Source organism: Campylobacter sp. LMG 17559 (assembly GCF_024723605.1).
Lineage (GTDB): Bacteria > Campylobacterota > Campylobacteria > Campylobacterales > Campylobacteraceae > Campylobacter_D.
Map to the genome: position 1 here is coordinate 114075 of NZ_JANQCZ010000003.1, position 15005 is coordinate 129079.

Here is a 15005-nt window from a genome sequence, read left to right on the forward strand (position 1 = left end):
TTGTTATTTTCTATCTGGTGAAACTTTTGCTTCAGGACTATCAGGATAAGCTGTCTTTAAAGCTTTATAAAATTTATTAGCACTTTTTGGATCTCCAACCTTATCTAAGCTAATAGCTGTATGATAAAGCAATTTTGGCACATAATCGCCTTTAGTGCTTATAGCAGAGCTTTTCTTATAAAATCCCAAAGCACCTGCGTAATCTTGCTGTTTATATCTTATCTCTCCAAGCCAAAAAGTAGATCTAGCAGGTTTATAGTGAATACTTATTAGATGTTCAAATTTTTCTTTTGCATCTTCAAATTGATTTTTATTAGTTTCATCAATTGCTTTTTTCAAAATTTCACTAGATTGTAATTTTTTCCAACTATCATCTTTTACTTCAATCACTTCTTCTTGAGTTTCATTTTCATCTTGAATGATTTCTTCGGTTTTATTATCATCACTTACAATAGGAACGACAGGGGTTACTTTTGTCTGATTTTGCACTCTAGCTATTTCAGATTGAAAGAAAGTTATAGTTTTATTCATATCTTCTTTTGAGATATAATCATCATTAATTTTATTAATCAAAGTTGTAATTTCGCTTAAAACTTTTTGAATCTCTTGATGATTTTTTTCTTGAATTTGTCTATTCTCTTCAACATAAGCTCTTAAATTTTGAATTTCTTGAGTAATATTTGCATCAAAATTTTGATAGTTTTCTTCCAATGAAAGCAATTTTGTATTAGCTTTTGAATACTGAGCATTTAAGCCTTCAGTTACACTTTGCAAGCCTTCTATGTTTTCTATGGCTGTATTTATTTTACTTGTTAAATTTGTATAATATTCATTTAAAGCTTTTAAGCGTTCTTGATTTTCATATTGTAATTTTTCATTTTGAGTCAAACCATAAGGTGTTTTTGTATCTACTTTTCCTGCATCAAATGCTGAAATTTCAGCGTGTAAAAAAGTAGCTCCTAAAAGAGCTACTGATAATAATTTTAATTTCATTTATTTAAAACTTATTTTGATAATTTAAATTCTGCACGGCGATTTTGAGCATCGCAAGCTTTTGTTCTTTCAGTACATACAGGATTAGTTTCTCCATAGCTTTTTACGCTAATTCTATCTGCGCTAACACCTTGAGCTACTAAAGATTCTTTTACTGCTTTAGCTCTTTTTAAACCTAAAGCTTGATTATACTCATCAGTCCCCCACTCATCGCAGTTTCCTTCAACTACGATTGCAGCATTAGCAGCTTCTTTATTGAAGATTTCAGCATTATTTGCAATAACCTTTTGCATATCTGATCTAACATTAAATTTATCAAAATCAAAATATACATTTGCTACAGAATTTAAAGATTCAAGATTTTCAAATCTATCAGATCCACCGCTACCTTTTGAGCCATCTACACTACTTGAACTACTAACGCTAGTGTTTTTAGTAGCACAACCACTTACAATAACAGCAAATGCAGTAATTGAAGCAAAAATGATTTTTTTCATTGATTTCCCCTTTTGTTTATTTAAAAATCATAATTTAATTATAACAAAAAAAATATGATTTTAGTATTTTACCAATCAATTGATTGAATTTTACCCACTTTTAAGCCATAATGAAAAGCTTTATTTGCATTAATTCGAATAACACCTAAAGCACTTTGAGAGCCTAAGTACTTAATAAACACAACACTTTCTCCATCACTTGAAAATCTTGGAAAAAGATTTTTACCATTTGCAGTGAGTTGTCTTATGTAATCGCTTTGGGTTGACATCAAATAAAGATTAAAAACTCCGCTTTGATTTACTTCTCTACTAGAATAAACCATGTAGTGTTTATAAGTAGAAACCGAAGAATTATTTTTACCATGAAAAACAACTTGTTCTGTTAAATTTGAATCTAAATTTTGCATAAAAATATTTGGATAACCCAAACGATCAGATACAAATACAATTTTTTTATCATCATCAACAAAATTGCCATTTACATCAATACCCATGTAATTTGTAATTTGTGTCAGATTTTTTGAATCTACATCATACAAATACACATCAGGTTGGTCTTTTGGAGCCATGGTAAGTAAAATTTTTTTACCATCATCACTCACATCAGAAGCAACCATCATACCTTTACTAGCGATAATTTTTGTTATATTTTTATTTTTCATGTTATATTTATAAAGAGTTGGAATCTCATCTTCATAGGCAGTAAAATAAAATGCATTTTGTTCTTTATTTGCCCATTTAGGAAACAAATTTAAACCTTTTGAAATCAATACTTTTTGATAAGTTAAAGTATAATCTGCTAATAAAATATCACTTTGCTTATTACCTTGTGTTCTAGCTATTAAAATTTTATGATCCATCCAATCAACCGGTGCAAAACCTAATTTTCTATTCATTTGAGCGACACTTCTATGTGACAAAAATGGATACTCTTCAATAGATAGAATTTGTTCATAAAATCTTGTTTTAGTTTCATTTGCGGCTAAAATTTCAACATCGATATCTAAAAGTTTGCCATTTTTATTTAATATATAAGAAAAAATATAATCGCCTTGTTTTTCATCTTGAGTTATCTCAAAATTTGAACTTACTTTTATATCATTAACAAGCATATTGTAAAAACTTTTTTTAAGATCTAAGTCATTCAATTTAGACTGATCTTTAATATAAATTTTAGGCAATTGCATACCTTTATTGACAACAGATATTGTCGCATCTTGTCCAAATAATACTGAACAAAAAAATAAAAATACTAGTATTTTTTTCATTGTCTCTCCGTTTTAAACTCAATTATATCACTAAGTTGCATTTTGATTTTTCTTATTTTACCATTTGGAGGTAAAGTTATGTATTTTCCTTCTAAATTTTGTAAAAATTCTTTTGCTTTTTTATCAAAATTATCACTATGTGCGCTAGTAGCACTTAGTAAATAAAAATAACCATTATTATCAATTACAAATTCTACCTCTATACTTAAATTACCGCTAGGATTGTAAATTCTCCATCTATCTTCAAGGTATTTTCTCACAGCACCTAAAAATTGATCATAAACCCCTACTTTTTGCTCTATAACAGATTGTCCTAATTCTTGATTAATTTGCAAATTTTCATTGAGTTGCTTAGAAAAATCATTGATTTTTTCTCTTTGGGCAAAAGTAGGTTTTTTTGAAGGCATAGAAGATTGCACTTTAGTCGTTTTTTCTTCTTGATAGTCTTCTATTTTACCAAACAGCTCATTAAAAACACTTGCTTGTTGTTCTATATTTTGTGTATTGACACTTTTGTTAGTGGTGTATTTTTGTAAAAGATTTTCTTCAAATAAGCTTTGCAAATTTTCTTTTTGCAATTCTTGTATCATATTTACTTGATTTTGATTTATACTATCGCCAAGTTCTATATTAATAAAACTATTAGGATCATCAGTATATTCAATAGCTTTTGGCTTATATTCAATTAATTTAAAAAAAACTAAGAAAACAACAAAAAAATAAACTAAAATTGCATAAATAATGGATTTAAAATTATGTATAGAATTTTCTTCCATTTTCTACTCAGTTTGCAAAGCAACTTTTTGGAAACCTAAATGTTTCATTGTTCTTAAAACACTCATTACATCATCATATTTTAAATTCTTATCTGCTCTTATGAAAACTGTCTCTTGGGTATTATATTGAACTTTTAAAGCATTCATATTGTCTGCAAAACTTACAAAATTAAATTTATCTTTTCCTATAAAAATTTCTTTTTTTGCATTAATTGTTACAATTAAACTTTTAATATTTGGCGCACTTGAAGTTTTTTGTGAGCCTTGAGGAAGTTGCACTTTTTCCTCATATGTGATACTTGGTGCAGTTACCATCAAAATAGCAAGCAACACAAGCATAATATCAACTAAAGGTGTAATATTTAATTCGGGTTTTTCTTCTAAAAACATAAATTAAGCCTTTATAGAACTTACCAGCACCTTGATTTCACTATCTAAGATATTAATCAACTCATAAGCTTTGCGTTTAATAATCAAATGAAAACTGTATGCAGGGATTGCCACTAAAATTCCACAACCTGTAGCCACTAAAGCTTCACTGATTTTAGGAGCTATAATGCTTAAAGAATTTTGCATCTCTAAGCCACCAAAAGTTTCAAGTATAGAAATAACCGTGCCAAAAAGACCTATAAAAGGAGAGGTTGAAGCGATAATACTAAGCCAAGTTAATCCTATTGTGGCTTTTTTTTCTACAGAATTTTTATAAATATTCATCTTTGTTTCATCAACTTCAACACATTTTTTTAAAATTGATGCACTTTGACTTAAATCTTTTTCGCCTCTCATTAAAGCTTCTAAAGCTTGGCTTTCATTTTGAGTCCATTTATTAATAAGCATCAACCTTGAAAATAATATACTAAAACTAAGTATAAAATACACCGAAAGCCAAGCTAATACTATATAAGTGATTAAGCTTGTATTTTCAAAAAAATGAAAAATTGCTTGAAAATCCACTATTTTTGCCTTACATTATTATCCATTTTAGCAAAAGTAGAAGCAAGTGCAATACTATCACTGCTCATAGATTTAATTAAATCTTTTGCTTCTTCTAATCTTTTTGCTATTTCACTATCACTATTTCCTCCAACCCATACAGCGCCTTTTGCTAAAACACTCACTTTAGTTTCAGAAACTTTTGCATGACCTGAATCAATAGCAACTAATTCATGAGTTGAATCTGATTTTTCTATATCTATAATTCCTGCTTTTAAAGAAGAGATTAAAGATGCATGTCCTTTTAAAACACCAAATTCACCCTCGCTTCCAGGAAGAACTACCAATCTTGCATCCCCTTGATAAATCATACCAAGAGGTGTAATGATTTCTAAAGATATTAAATCTTGCATAAATTAACCTTTTTTAGCCTTATCCACTTTACAATTATCTAAACAAACGTCTTTTCTGCTAACTTCTTTAAGTGTTTCAGCTTTTGCTATAGCTTCATCTATATTACCAACCATATAAAAAGCATTTTCTGGTAAATCATCATATTTACCTTCTAAAATACCTTTAAATCCTGCAATTGTATCTTCTAAGCTGATATATTTTCCAGGGCTACCTGTGAAAACTTCAGCAACGAAGAATGGTTGAGATAGGAATTTTTCAATTTTTCTTGCTCTTTCAACAATCAATTTATCTTCTTCGCTTAACTCATCCATACCCAAAATAGCAATAATATCTTGCAAATCTTTATATTTTTGTAATACTGATTGTACTCCACGTGCTACTTTATAGTGCTCTTCACCAATAATTTGTGGATCAAGCATTCTTGAAGTAGAATCAAGTGGATCAACAGCTGGATAAATACCTTTTTCAGCAATTGATCTATTTAAAACTGTTGTTGCATCCAAGTGTGCAAAAACTGTTGCTGGTGCAGGGTCTGTTAAGTCATCTGCTGGTACATAAACTGCTTGAACTGAAGTAATAGATCCTTTTTTGGTTGAAGTAATTCTTTCTTGGAACTTACCCATTTCGCTAGCTAGGGTTGGCTGATAACCAACAGCTGAAGGAATTCTTCCTAAAAGCGCTGACATTTCTGAACCTGATTGAGAAAATCTAAAAATATTATCAATAAACATTAAAACATCAAGTCCCATTTCATCTCTAAAATACTCAGCCATAGTAAGACCTGTTAACGCAATACGATTTCTTGCCCCTGGTGGTTCATTCATTTGACCATAGCACAATGCAACTTTATCCAATACGTTACTTTCTTTCATTTCATTATAAAGGTCATTACCCTCACGAGTTCTTTCGCCAACACCTGCAAAAACCGAATATCCGCTGTGTTTAAATGCAACGTTGTGAATTAATTCCATAATAATAACGGTTTTGCCAACACCTGCACCACCAAAAAGACCAACTTTACCACCCTTAGCATAAGGAGCTAACAAATCAACAACCTTTATACCTGTTTCAAAGATTTCACTTTTTGTACTTTGCTCTTCAAATGGAGGCGGATCTCTATGAATTGACCAGTGTTTATCAAAATTGATTTCTTCACCCTCATCAATCAAATCACCCGTTACATTAAAAATTCTTCCAAGAACTTTTTCGCCTACTGGAACGCTAATTGGATTTCCAGTTGCGACAGCTGTTAAACCTCTAACAAGACCATCCGTCATATCCATAGCGATGGTTCTTACTTTATTATCGCCTAAATGCGCAGCTACTTCAAGAACTAGCTTGCATTCTTTTCCTTCTAATTCATAATTAACAATAATAGCTTCATTAATTTGTGGAAGATAGTCTTTAAATTCAACATCAACCACTGGTCCTAAAACTTGAGAAATAAAACCTTGCATCATCACTCCTAAATTTATTTCATTGACTCAACACCGCTGATGATTTCTATCAACTCGGTGGTAATAGATTCTTGTCTTGCTTTATTATAAGCTAGATTAAGCTGCTTAACTCTAGCTTTTGCATTGTTGGTTGCATTATCCATGGCTTGCATTCTAGCACTATGTTCAGCTGCCAAAGAATCAACTAAAGAAAAGTACATGTTATATTCAAAATAAGTTTTTAACAAATCGTTTAAAATTTCTTCATCTTCTGGTTCTAAGTCCATTAAAGATTCAGACTTTTGTTCTTCTTTACCAACAATAGCTTCTACTGGCAACAACTCATTAATACGAATTTCTTGTGAAATCATATTTTTATAACCATTATGAATAATTACAATTTTATCTGTCACGCCATTTACAAAATCATCAACAGCTTTTTGGATAATAGCACAAGTCTTATCATAATCTGGACTTGAACTTATATCTAAATATTTTTCCAAAATTTCTATATTTTGAAAATTAAAATATTCTATACCTGTTTTACCAATAGCTCTTAATCTTACCTTGATTTTTTTTGTTTTGCAATCTTCAAGCATTTCATTTACGGCTTTAATGGTTTTAATATTAAATCCACCACACAAACCCTTATCGGCTGTGACAAAAATAATATCCATTTTTTCTATATTATCTTTTTTTCTAAAAAATGGAAGTTTGTCATCAAGCCCATCGTATTGATTGATCTTGAACGCAATTTCTGATAAAACTTCATCGATTTTTTGAGCAAAAACCTTTGATTTTTTAGCTGCCTCTTCTGCTTTTCTTAGTTTAGCAGTAGAGACAAGCTTCATCGCATTGGTTGTCTTTTGTGTATTGTGAACACTTTTTATTTTTCTTTTAATTTCTTTTAAATTAGACATTTAAAAACCTTATATATGGTTTGCTTTAAACTCACTCAATGCTTTAGCTAGTTTTTCTTCTAAATCTTTATCTAAAGCTTTTTTAGTTCTAATTTGCTCAAAAATTTCTGGATACTTAGCCTCAATAAATGGATATAAAGCTGCTTCAAATTCTCCAATTTTCGAAACTGCAACATCATCTAAATAACCTTTAGTGCCTGCAAAAATAATCACAACTTGATTTTCTGGTGAAAGTGGAGAATATGGAGGTTGCTTTAAAACTTCAACCATTCTTTGTCCACGCTCAAGTTGTTTTCTACTAGCTTCATCCAAATCACTTGCAAATTGTGCAAAAGCTTGCAATTCTCTATACTGAGCTAAATCAAGTCTTAATGTACCTGAAACTTGTTTTGTTGCTTTAATTTGCGCAGCACCACCAACACGAGATACAGATAAACCAACATTAATCGCAGGACGAATACCTGAGTTAAATAAATCTGTTTCTAAGAAAATTTGACCATCTGTAATTGAAATAACATTGGTTGGAATATAAGCCGAAACATCCCCTGCTTGAGTTTCAATAATAGGAAGTGCAGTCAAGCTTCCCGCGCCAAGCTCATCGCTTAACTTACTTGCTCTTTCAAGCAATCGTGAATGTAGATAGAACACATCACCAGGATAAGCCTCACGACCTGGAGGACGACGTAAAATCAAAGACATTTCACGGTATGCAACAGCATGTTTACTTAAATCATCATAAACGATCAATGCATGTCTTGAATTATCTCTAAAATATTCACCCATAGTTACCCCAGCATATGGCGCAAGATACTGTAACGCAGCAGGATCTGATGCACCCGCATTTACCACTATAGTATAATCCATTGCACCATATTCTTCAAGCTTTTTAACTACTTGAGCTACAGTACTTTGTTTTTGACCAATTGCAACATAAATACAAATAACATCCTTACCTTTTTGACTAATAATTGTATCAATTGCTACAGTTGTTTTACCTGTTTGTCTATCACCGATGATTAATTCTCTTTGTCCTCTACCGATTGGAACTAAAGCATCAATCGCCTTAATACCTGTGTGCAATGGCTCATGAACGCTTTTTCTAGCCATAATACCTTTTGCTTTTTCTTCTACAAAACGATATTCGCTCGCTTCAATTACGCCTTTAGCATCAATTGGCTCTCCTAAAGCATTTACAACACGTCCTATTAACGCATCTCCAACTGGAACTTTTAAAAGTTTTTTTAATCTTTTTACAGAACTTCCTTCTTTAAGTCCAAGTCCTTTACCTAAGATAACAATACCAACACTTGATTCTTCAAGGTTAAGAACCATTCCTTTTTCGCCATTTTCAAATTCAACCATCTCTCCAGCCATAGCATTTTTAAGGCCATATACCTTAGCAACACCATCGGCAACTGAAATAATTTTACCAGTTTCTTCTATTTCAAGATTAAAGTCAAATTTTTCAATTCTTTCTTTTATAATAGAACTAATTTCATCTGCTTTAAATTTCATCAAATCTCCTTAAATTGCTTTTAATATATATTCATTCATCTTAGCTTTTAAGCTTTGCATTGAAAATGAAATTTCATACCCAAGTCCGTCTAAGCTAATTTTCACACTGTCATTATCACTTATTTTACTATCTAATCTAATTTTTGCATTAAATTTAAGACTAAGTTTTTCCTCTAAATTTTTAATTTCTTCTTCGCTTAATTTTTCTTTTGAGTAAACTTGTCCTAAAAATGTATTTTCTTTTGATGCTTTTTGTTCACTTAACTCTTTAGTGATTTCTGGAATTAACATTTCTCTTTTATTATCCACAATCAAATTTATAAAATTTTTAAAAGCATCACTTGGATTATTCAATAATGAAAGTATTAACTCTAGTTTTTTGTCTTGTTTTATTTCGTATGAATTTAAAATATCTATAAATTTATTAGATGCAAAAGCTGAGCTTAACTCTAACAAATTAGAATAAAAATTTTCAAAATCATTTCTTTCTAATATTGCCTTTGCATATGTTTTAGCAATTACTTTTTCCATCAAGACACCTTTTTCATCATGATATTTAAAATTTCTTTTTGTTGTAGCTGTAAATTTTGATCTTCAAAAATTTCTTCTAAAACTGCTTGCACAACTTCTTTTTCCATTTTTCTTATTTCATATTCTTTGTGCTCTTCGTAAGTTTTTTCTAGAGCTTTAATTTCCATTTTTGTTTCATTCTCGATTTTTTCAGTAATAATTTCTGCCTCTTTTTTTGCAAGAGCAACTGCATTAACAGCTTCTTGTTTGGCTAAATCTAATTTTTTCATCATTTCTAATTTATGATTTTTACTTGCAATAAGTTTTTCTTGAATTTCATTCATTCTAGATGCAATCTTTGCAATTCTACCATTGTAGAAATTTTTCAAAGGTGTTGCTATGAAATAATACAAAATAGCAGCAAATAAAACAAAATTAACCGCTCTTGGAATAATATCATACTCACCACTTCCATTACCTGCTGCAAAAGCATAAAAAGGAAGTATTGATAATAATGTAATTTTTTTCAACATTTATCTTCCTTAAATTTTACTCAAGCTATTTTTAAAGCTTTGTTTAAATTCTGGCATTTTTAAACGCATTTCTTCTTTTAATTCTTTTTCTTTTTCTCTTAGACTTTTAAGAAAAACAAGCATTTGATCTTCTAATTCTCTTTTTCTTGTTGATAATTCTTTTTCTTGTTTTATTTTAGCTTCTTCTATTGCTTTTGCTTTGATTTGATTGATTTCATCTCTTGTTTGGATATGAATTTTTTCTAATTCACTTTCTACATTTGAAACATCATCAGAATTTTTTTTCATTTTTTCTTCATCATTTTTTATAGTTAAATCCCTAGAATCCATAAATTTAATCAAAGGTTTATAGAGCATAGAATTTAAAATCGCTATCATAAGCAAAAAAATGACACCAGTGGCTATCATGATGGAAAAGTGTACATCATTAAACATTAATACTCCTAAATAAATCTAAATAAAACGCGAAATTATAGCAAAACATACCTAAAAACATATTTAATTTAATGTCTTTAGAAATTCCCTAACCTCATCTTCATTTTCAAAATTTATAGTAATTTTTAAATCTTTTGCATTTACTTTTAAGCCTAAAGATTCAATTTTTTCTTTTAAATTTATTATAGATTGATATTGTTTGTTTGAAGTTGCGTTTTTTTCTAATTGGTTTGTGTTTTTAAAATTTTTAATTAACTTTTCGGTATCTCTTACATTGAGTTTTTGCCCTATGATAGTATCAACTATCATTTTTTCTTCTTCTTTTTCAAGTCCCACTAAAACTTTTGCATGCCCTTGTGAGATTTTACCTTCTATAATGAAATTTTGCGTTTGCTCGTTTAAATTTAAAAGTCTTAAAGTATTAGCAATTTGAGGTCTTGATTTGTGAATAAGATCGGCTAATTTTTCTTGAGTGATATCATGAATTTCTAATAACTCTTTATAAGAATGTGCTAATTCTATAGGGTTTAAATTTTCTCTTTGAATATTTTCTATTAAAGCAAGCTCACGTAATTTTATATCATCTACATTTAAAACTACAGCTTTAATCTGTTCTTTTTCTAAAAGCTTACATGCTCTAAATCTTCTCTCACCTGCTATTAAAATATAATCAAATTCATCTTTTTTAAAAACCACAACAGGCTGAATCAAACCATATTCTTTGATAGAACCTGCAAGTTCTTCTAGAGCTTGGGTATCAAAATTTTTTCTTGGTTGATAAGGGTTTGGGCTAATTAAATCTATATCAATTTCTTCTATTCTGCCTTCATTAGAGCCTAATTCTTTTTCATAAACCTCATCAATATCAGCCAAAATACTACTTAAACCTCTTCCTAATGCACTTTTTTTTGCCATTTTTTATCCTAATATAGAATGTGCTAAATTTTGATATGCCACCGAACCTGGGGATTTTATATCATAAAGTATAATAGGCTTTCCATAGCTTGGACTTTCAGCAAGTTTTACATTTCTTGGTATGATGATGAAATCATCTTCATTATCACCTGTTCTAAATAACTTTTGTTTGAAATTTTGCTTTAAATCTTCCACAGTATCTTTTGAAAGATTATTTTGTGAGCTATACATAGTTGGCAAAAAGCCTTTTATTTTTAGTTTTGGATTGATAGTTTTTTTCACAAACTTAATAGTGTTTAAAACCATCGCAACGCCCTCAAGTGCATAAAACTCACATTGTATAGGGATAATAACACTATCACTTGCTGCAAAAGCATTCACTGTAATGCTTCCAAGCGCAGGAGGTGAGTCAATGATAATAAAATCATAATCTTTAGCAATTTCTTTGATTTTTTCTCTTAAAATCGTTCTATATTCTCCACTTTCTTTTACTACTTCTTGCTCAATTCCAACCAAAGAAATATTTGATGGAGCTAAGTATAATTGCGGAAGCTCAGTTTTTAAAATAATCTCAGAAAGTTTTTTCCTACCTATAAAAACATGATAAATATTATATTCATAATTACTTCTATTAAAACCAAGTCCTGTTGTAGCATTAGCTTGTGGATCAATATCTATCAAAAGAACCTTTTTTTCAGCTACTGCCAAAGAAGCCGCTAGATTAATAGCGGTAGTAGTTTTACCCACCCCGCCTTTTTGATTTGCAATAGTTATTATCTCACTCATCTTAAACTATATATCCTTTTATTATCTAACAATATAGAACCATCTTTATACAATAAAGCATCTTTTAAAGATAAAATCTTACCTTCATTATGTATAAAAAAATTTCTTGATTTTTCAAATTCTAGCATATACTTGCTAAAAATATTCTTCCATAAAATTTTCTCATCTACATAAGAAAAATACTCATTTAAAAGTTTTGCTATATCCACTTCTATATCTAAAATTTCAGCATTAAATGGGGCGTATTTAAGATTAATCCCCATTCCTACAACCAAAAAATCATTGATTTTAGAACTCATCAATCCGCCTATTTTTTTATCTTCTATATAAAAATCATTAGGCCATTTAATCCATACTTTTGAATTTTGTCTTTGCAATACTTCTTTCATTAAAAATGCAAAGTATATACTAGCAGAAGCCAAAGGAAGATCTTGTGTTAATTCTTGAGTTTTTATGCAAAAAGATACATGCAAATTTCCTTGCTTACTTTGCCAAGTATTATCTCTACTGCCTATACCAGCACTTTGAATAAAAGCACAAATGGCTGTATTGTTAGTAATTTCTCCACTGCGAATTTTATCACTTAAATAAACTTGAGTTGATTCAAGCTCATCAAAATAAACTATCTCCAAGTTTTAACCTTTTTCCATTTAAATAAGTCTTAGCATCTAAAGCTTTTTTTCCACTTTCTTGTAAAGTTTTAATCCTTAAAATACCTTTTGCACACGAAAGCAAAAAGCTTTCCTTTTCTACTTGCAAAATCACACCTGGTTTTTGAGTTTTTTCACTATCAACTAATTCTATGTCTAAAAATTTCAAACCATTTTCTAAAAAAATTCCAGGCCAAGGTGCAAAAGCTAGAAATTTTTGATAGATTTCACTTGCATTATTTAAAGCAATCAAGCCATCTTCTTTTTTAATTTTTTTACAATGTGTAACTAAACTTTCATCTTGCTTTTTTGGGATAATTTTTTCAAAATTCAAAAGTGTAGAAATAGTAAGCTTGGCTGCTAAATTGGAAAGCATGGTAAAAACCTCAGCTGAATTTTTACCTTCTATACCACATTCTATGCTTTCTAAGATTGCACCACTATCAAGCCCTTCTTCCATAAGCATAGTGCAAACCCCGCTTATTTTATCCCCATTTAAAATAGCACTTTGTATAGGCGAAGCGCCACGATATTTAGGAAGCAAAGAAGCATGTAAATTGATACAAGGAGTAATATCTAAAATTTCTTTTGGTAAAATCTTCCCATAAGCAGCAACAACTATAAAGTCAGGTTTTAGATTTTTTATTTCATTGATTATATTTTCATCTTTTAAGCTTTTTGGAGTGAAAATTTCTATATTTAAATTATTTTCTAAAACAAACTTTTTAGTATCACTTGGAGTTAAAATTTGCTTTCTTCCCACAGGTTTATCAGGTTGAGTAAATAAGGCTTGGACATTAAATCCTTTATCGACAAGCTCTTTTAAAATACATGTTGCATAAGAGGGAGTTCCCATAAAAATGATATTTTTCATAGTGCCGCTATCCTTTTTTGATAAGTTTTTATAGCTTTTTGATATGAAAGCTCAAGATAATCTTTAAAAATTTCAAAATTTTTTCTTGAAGGATTGTTAATACAAATATATCCCATATAAGCATAAATTGGATGAGGCATGATAAGATCAAGCATAGAAAAATCATAATTTAAACTAACAATCTCACCCTTTAAAGCTTTTTTAGGTTTTTGACCAAAAAGATTTTGGTAATCTTGATCACAAAGAGAACAACTTAGACGAAACACACCTTCTCTATTTAAATTCGAAGCTTTATCATTTATGCCATCATTTTCTTTAATAGTACAAAAATAAACTCCGTTTTTTAAAACCTTATCGGGATTATAAAAAAAGCTATGTTCTTTATAGGTAAATTTATATACCAAACCTTTAAAATTGGACTTGATATATTCTTGGATAAAATCTATAGTTAAATTTTCACTCATCAAAGATTATTTTGACTTCTAATTTTTTTAACTTCTTCTAAAAGCATAAATTTAAGCTCTTTAAGTCCAGTTTTTTCAAGGCTTGATACTTTAATAAAAAAGCTTTGTGGATTATTTTGACTTTGTAAATAAGCTTTTAACTCATTATAATCATCTTCCATTTTTTGTGCAAATTCCTCACCTAAATTTACACTATCACTTTTTGAAAGCATTAAGCCAAAATTTCTTGCATAAAGCTTGCTTGAAAATTTTTCCAATTCTTTTCTTAAAATGCAAAATTGCTCTTTTAAACTCATATCTCTTAATGGATCAAGTACAAAAAGTAAAAAAGAAGTTCTTTCTATGTGTCTTAAAAACTCAAGTCCCAAACCCCTACCATCGCTTGCACCTTCTATAATACCTGGAATGTCTGCCATTACAAAAGAATTATAATCATCTACTTCAACCATACCAAGTTTTGGAGTTAAAGTAGTAAATTCATAATTAGCTATTTCAGGTCTTGCATTAGACACTACGCTTATAAGAGTGGATTTTCCTACATTTGGAAAGCCTACAAGCCCAACATCTGCTATGAGTTTTAACTCTAAACGCACGCTTAAGGTTTTTCCTGCCACGCCTGGTTGGGCATAATCTGGGCGCTGATTAGTAGAGTTTTTAAAGTGAGTATTACCAAGACCACCTTTACCACCTTTTAAAAAGAGTTCTTTTTGACCTTCTACTAACATATCAAGTAAAACTTCCCCACTTTGTGCATCAATTACTTGGGTGCCTTGAGGGACAATCAACTCTAAACTTTCCCCTCTTTTGCCATTTTTGTTACGGCCCAAACCCGGCTGGCCATTTTGTGCTTTAAGTTCTTTTTTACCTTTAAAGTGCGCTAGGGTATGAGTATTATTATCGCATATAAAATACACATCGCCACCATTTCCACCATCGCCACCATCAGGTCCACCAAGTGGAACATGTTTTTCACGGCGAAAACTCACAGCACCTTTGCCACCATTACCTGAACTTAAAACTAATTTTACATTATCTATAAACATACAATCACCAAAGTATAAATTTTTAAAATGATATTATATTTTT

General features: G+C 30.0%; 19 protein-coding genes. All 19 read right to left on the reverse strand.

Annotation, left to right across the window (positions count from 1 at the left end):
- Positions 1-3: 3 nt before the first annotated feature.
- Complete coding sequence (locus tag CAMP5082_RS02440) at positions 4-993, reverse strand: tetratricopeptide repeat protein (protein ID WP_337205817.1); 990 nt, start codon at positions 991-993, stop codon at positions 4-6.
- An 11-nt stretch (positions 994-1004) separates the two neighbouring features.
- A complete protein-coding gene (pal, locus tag CAMP5082_RS02445) occupies positions 1005-1490 on the reverse strand; it encodes a peptidoglycan-associated lipoprotein Pal (protein WP_012660948.1) in 486 nt (161 codons plus the stop codon).
- Between the two features lie 68 nt (positions 1491-1558).
- The gene (tolB, locus tag CAMP5082_RS02450) at positions 1559-2758 is read right to left on the reverse strand and encodes a Tol-Pal system protein TolB (RefSeq protein ID WP_214135611.1); all 1200 of its coding nucleotides are present in this window, start codon (positions 2756-2758) and stop codon (positions 1559-1561) included.
- Complete coding sequence (locus tag CAMP5082_RS02455; protein ID WP_337205818.1) at positions 2755-3534, reverse strand: TonB C-terminal domain-containing protein; 780 nt, start codon at positions 3532-3534, stop codon at positions 2755-2757. The genes tolB and CAMP5082_RS02455 overlap by 4 nt, the downstream gene beginning before the upstream one ends.
- 3 nt (positions 3535-3537) lie before the next feature.
- On the reverse strand, positions 3538-3924 hold the full coding sequence (locus CAMP5082_RS02460) for an ExbD/TolR family protein (protein WP_263674844.1): 387 nt from the start codon (positions 3922-3924) through the stop codon (positions 3538-3540).
- A gap of 3 nt (positions 3925-3927) precedes the next feature.
- Positions 3928-4488 (reverse strand): MotA/TolQ/ExbB proton channel family protein, encoded by a 561-nt coding sequence (locus CAMP5082_RS02465; protein WP_263682553.1) that lies wholly within the window; start codon positions 4486-4488, stop codon positions 3928-3930.
- Positions 4488-4880, reverse strand: a complete 393-nt coding sequence (gene atpC / locus CAMP5082_RS02470) for an ATP synthase F1 subunit epsilon (protein ID WP_012660943.1) — start codon at positions 4878-4880, stop codon at positions 4488-4490. Before atpC ends, CAMP5082_RS02465 begins: the two co-directional genes overlap by 1 nt.
- 3 nt (positions 4881-4883) lie before the next feature.
- Positions 4884-6338 (reverse strand): F0F1 ATP synthase subunit beta, encoded by a 1455-nt coding sequence (atpD, locus tag CAMP5082_RS02475; protein WP_039667925.1) that lies wholly within the window; start codon positions 6336-6338, stop codon positions 4884-4886.
- 14 nt (positions 6339-6352) lie between these two features.
- On the reverse strand, positions 6353-7237 hold the full coding sequence (atpG, locus tag CAMP5082_RS02480; RefSeq protein ID WP_337205819.1) for an ATP synthase F1 subunit gamma: 885 nt from the start codon (positions 7235-7237) through the stop codon (positions 6353-6355).
- A 9-nt stretch (positions 7238-7246) separates the two neighbouring features.
- The gene (gene atpA / locus CAMP5082_RS02485) at positions 7247-8752 is read right to left on the reverse strand and encodes a F0F1 ATP synthase subunit alpha (RefSeq protein ID WP_012660940.1); all 1506 of its coding nucleotides are present in this window, start codon (positions 8750-8752) and stop codon (positions 7247-7249) included.
- Between the two features lie 9 nt (positions 8753-8761).
- Complete coding sequence (locus tag CAMP5082_RS02490; RefSeq protein WP_263682551.1) at positions 8762-9283, reverse strand: F0F1 ATP synthase subunit delta; 522 nt, start codon at positions 9281-9283, stop codon at positions 8762-8764.
- Positions 9283-9795, reverse strand: coding sequence for a F0F1 ATP synthase subunit B (locus tag CAMP5082_RS02495; RefSeq protein ID WP_263663540.1), 513 nt, complete (start codon positions 9793-9795; stop codon positions 9283-9285). Before CAMP5082_RS02495 ends, CAMP5082_RS02490 begins: the two co-directional genes overlap by 1 nt.
- 9 nt (positions 9796-9804) lie before the next feature.
- On the reverse strand, positions 9805-10230 hold the full coding sequence (locus tag CAMP5082_RS02500) for a FoF1 ATP synthase subunit B' (protein WP_039627807.1): 426 nt from the start codon (positions 10228-10230) through the stop codon (positions 9805-9807).
- Positions 10231-10293: 63 nt separating this feature from the next.
- On the reverse strand, positions 10294-11145 hold the full coding sequence (locus tag CAMP5082_RS02505) for a ParB/RepB/Spo0J family partition protein (RefSeq protein WP_173787083.1): 852 nt from the start codon (positions 11143-11145) through the stop codon (positions 10294-10296).
- A 3-nt stretch (positions 11146-11148) separates the two neighbouring features.
- A complete protein-coding gene (locus CAMP5082_RS02510; RefSeq protein WP_012660935.1) occupies positions 11149-11931 on the reverse strand; it encodes a ParA family protein in 783 nt (260 codons plus the stop codon).
- Positions 11928-12563, reverse strand: coding sequence for a biotin--[acetyl-CoA-carboxylase] ligase (locus CAMP5082_RS02515; RefSeq protein ID WP_263702730.1), 636 nt, complete (start codon positions 12561-12563; stop codon positions 11928-11930). The genes CAMP5082_RS02510 and CAMP5082_RS02515 overlap by 4 nt, the downstream gene beginning before the upstream one ends.
- Positions 12544-13455, reverse strand: coding sequence for a methionyl-tRNA formyltransferase (gene fmt / locus CAMP5082_RS02520; RefSeq protein ID WP_337205820.1), 912 nt, complete (start codon positions 13453-13455; stop codon positions 12544-12546). The genes CAMP5082_RS02515 and fmt overlap by 20 nt, the downstream gene beginning before the upstream one ends.
- Entirely contained in the window at positions 13452-13919 is a 468-nt protein-coding gene (locus CAMP5082_RS02525; protein ID WP_039627800.1) for a DUF6194 family protein, read from the reverse strand. Before CAMP5082_RS02525 ends, fmt begins: the two co-directional genes overlap by 4 nt.
- A complete protein-coding gene (gene obgE / locus CAMP5082_RS02530; RefSeq protein WP_087685080.1) occupies positions 13919-14962 on the reverse strand; it encodes a GTPase ObgE in 1044 nt (347 codons plus the stop codon). Before obgE ends, CAMP5082_RS02525 begins: the two co-directional genes overlap by 1 nt.
- Positions 14963-15005: the final 43 nt, after the last annotated feature.

What these genes read in the sequence shown, in the direction of transcription:
- CAMP5082_RS02440 (WP_337205817.1), bottom strand. Translation starts at nt 993, where the DNA reads ATGAAATTAAAATTATTATCAGTAGCTCTTTTAGGAGCTACTTTTTTA.
- pal (WP_012660948.1), bottom strand. Translation starts at nt 1,490, where the DNA reads ATGAAAAAAATCATTTTTGCTTCAATTACTGCATTTGCTGTTATTGTA.
- tolB (WP_214135611.1), bottom strand. Translation starts at nt 2,758, where the DNA reads ATGAAAAAAATACTAGTATTTTTATTTTTTTGTTCAGTATTATTTGGA.
- CAMP5082_RS02455 (WP_337205818.1), bottom strand. Translation starts at nt 3,534, where the DNA reads ATGGAAGAAAATTCTATACATAATTTTAAATCCATTATTTATGCAATT.
- CAMP5082_RS02460 (WP_263674844.1), bottom strand. Translation starts at nt 3,924, where the DNA reads ATGTTTTTAGAAGAAAAACCCGAATTAAATATTACACCTTTAGTTGAT.
- atpC (WP_012660943.1), bottom strand. Translation starts at nt 4,880, where the DNA reads ATGCAAGATTTAATATCTTTAGAAATCATTACACCTCTTGGTATGATT.
- atpD (WP_039667925.1), bottom strand. Translation starts at nt 6,338, where the DNA reads ATGCAAGGTTTTATTTCTCAAGTTTTAGGACCAGTGGTTGATGTTGAA.
- atpG (WP_337205819.1), bottom strand. Translation starts at nt 7,237, where the DNA reads ATGTCTAATTTAAAAGAAATTAAAAGAAAAATAAAAAGTGTTCACAAT.
- atpA (WP_012660940.1), bottom strand. Translation starts at nt 8,752, where the DNA reads ATGAAATTTAAAGCAGATGAAATTAGTTCTATTATAAAAGAAAGAATT.
- CAMP5082_RS02490 (WP_263682551.1), bottom strand. Translation starts at nt 9,283, where the DNA reads ATGGAAAAAGTAATTGCTAAAACATATGCAAAGGCAATATTAGAAAGA.
- CAMP5082_RS02495 (WP_263663540.1), bottom strand. Translation starts at nt 9,795, where the DNA reads ATGTTGAAAAAAATTACATTATTATCAATACTTCCTTTTTATGCTTTT.
- CAMP5082_RS02500 (WP_039627807.1), bottom strand. Translation starts at nt 10,230, where the DNA reads ATGTTTAATGATGTACACTTTTCCATCATGATAGCCACTGGTGTCATT.
- CAMP5082_RS02505 (WP_173787083.1), bottom strand. Translation starts at nt 11,145, where the DNA reads ATGGCAAAAAAAAGTGCATTAGGAAGAGGTTTAAGTAGTATTTTGGCT.
- CAMP5082_RS02510 (WP_012660935.1), bottom strand. Translation starts at nt 11,931, where the DNA reads ATGAGTGAGATAATAACTATTGCAAATCAAAAAGGCGGGGTGGGTAAA.
- fmt (WP_337205820.1), bottom strand. Translation starts at nt 13,455, where the DNA reads ATGAAAAATATCATTTTTATGGGAACTCCCTCTTATGCAACATGTATT.
- CAMP5082_RS02525 (WP_039627800.1), bottom strand. Translation starts at nt 13,919, where the DNA reads ATGAGTGAAAATTTAACTATAGATTTTATCCAAGAATATATCAAGTCC.
- obgE (WP_087685080.1), bottom strand. Translation starts at nt 14,962, where the DNA reads ATGTTTATAGATAATGTAAAATTAGTTTTAAGTTCAGGTAATGGTGGC.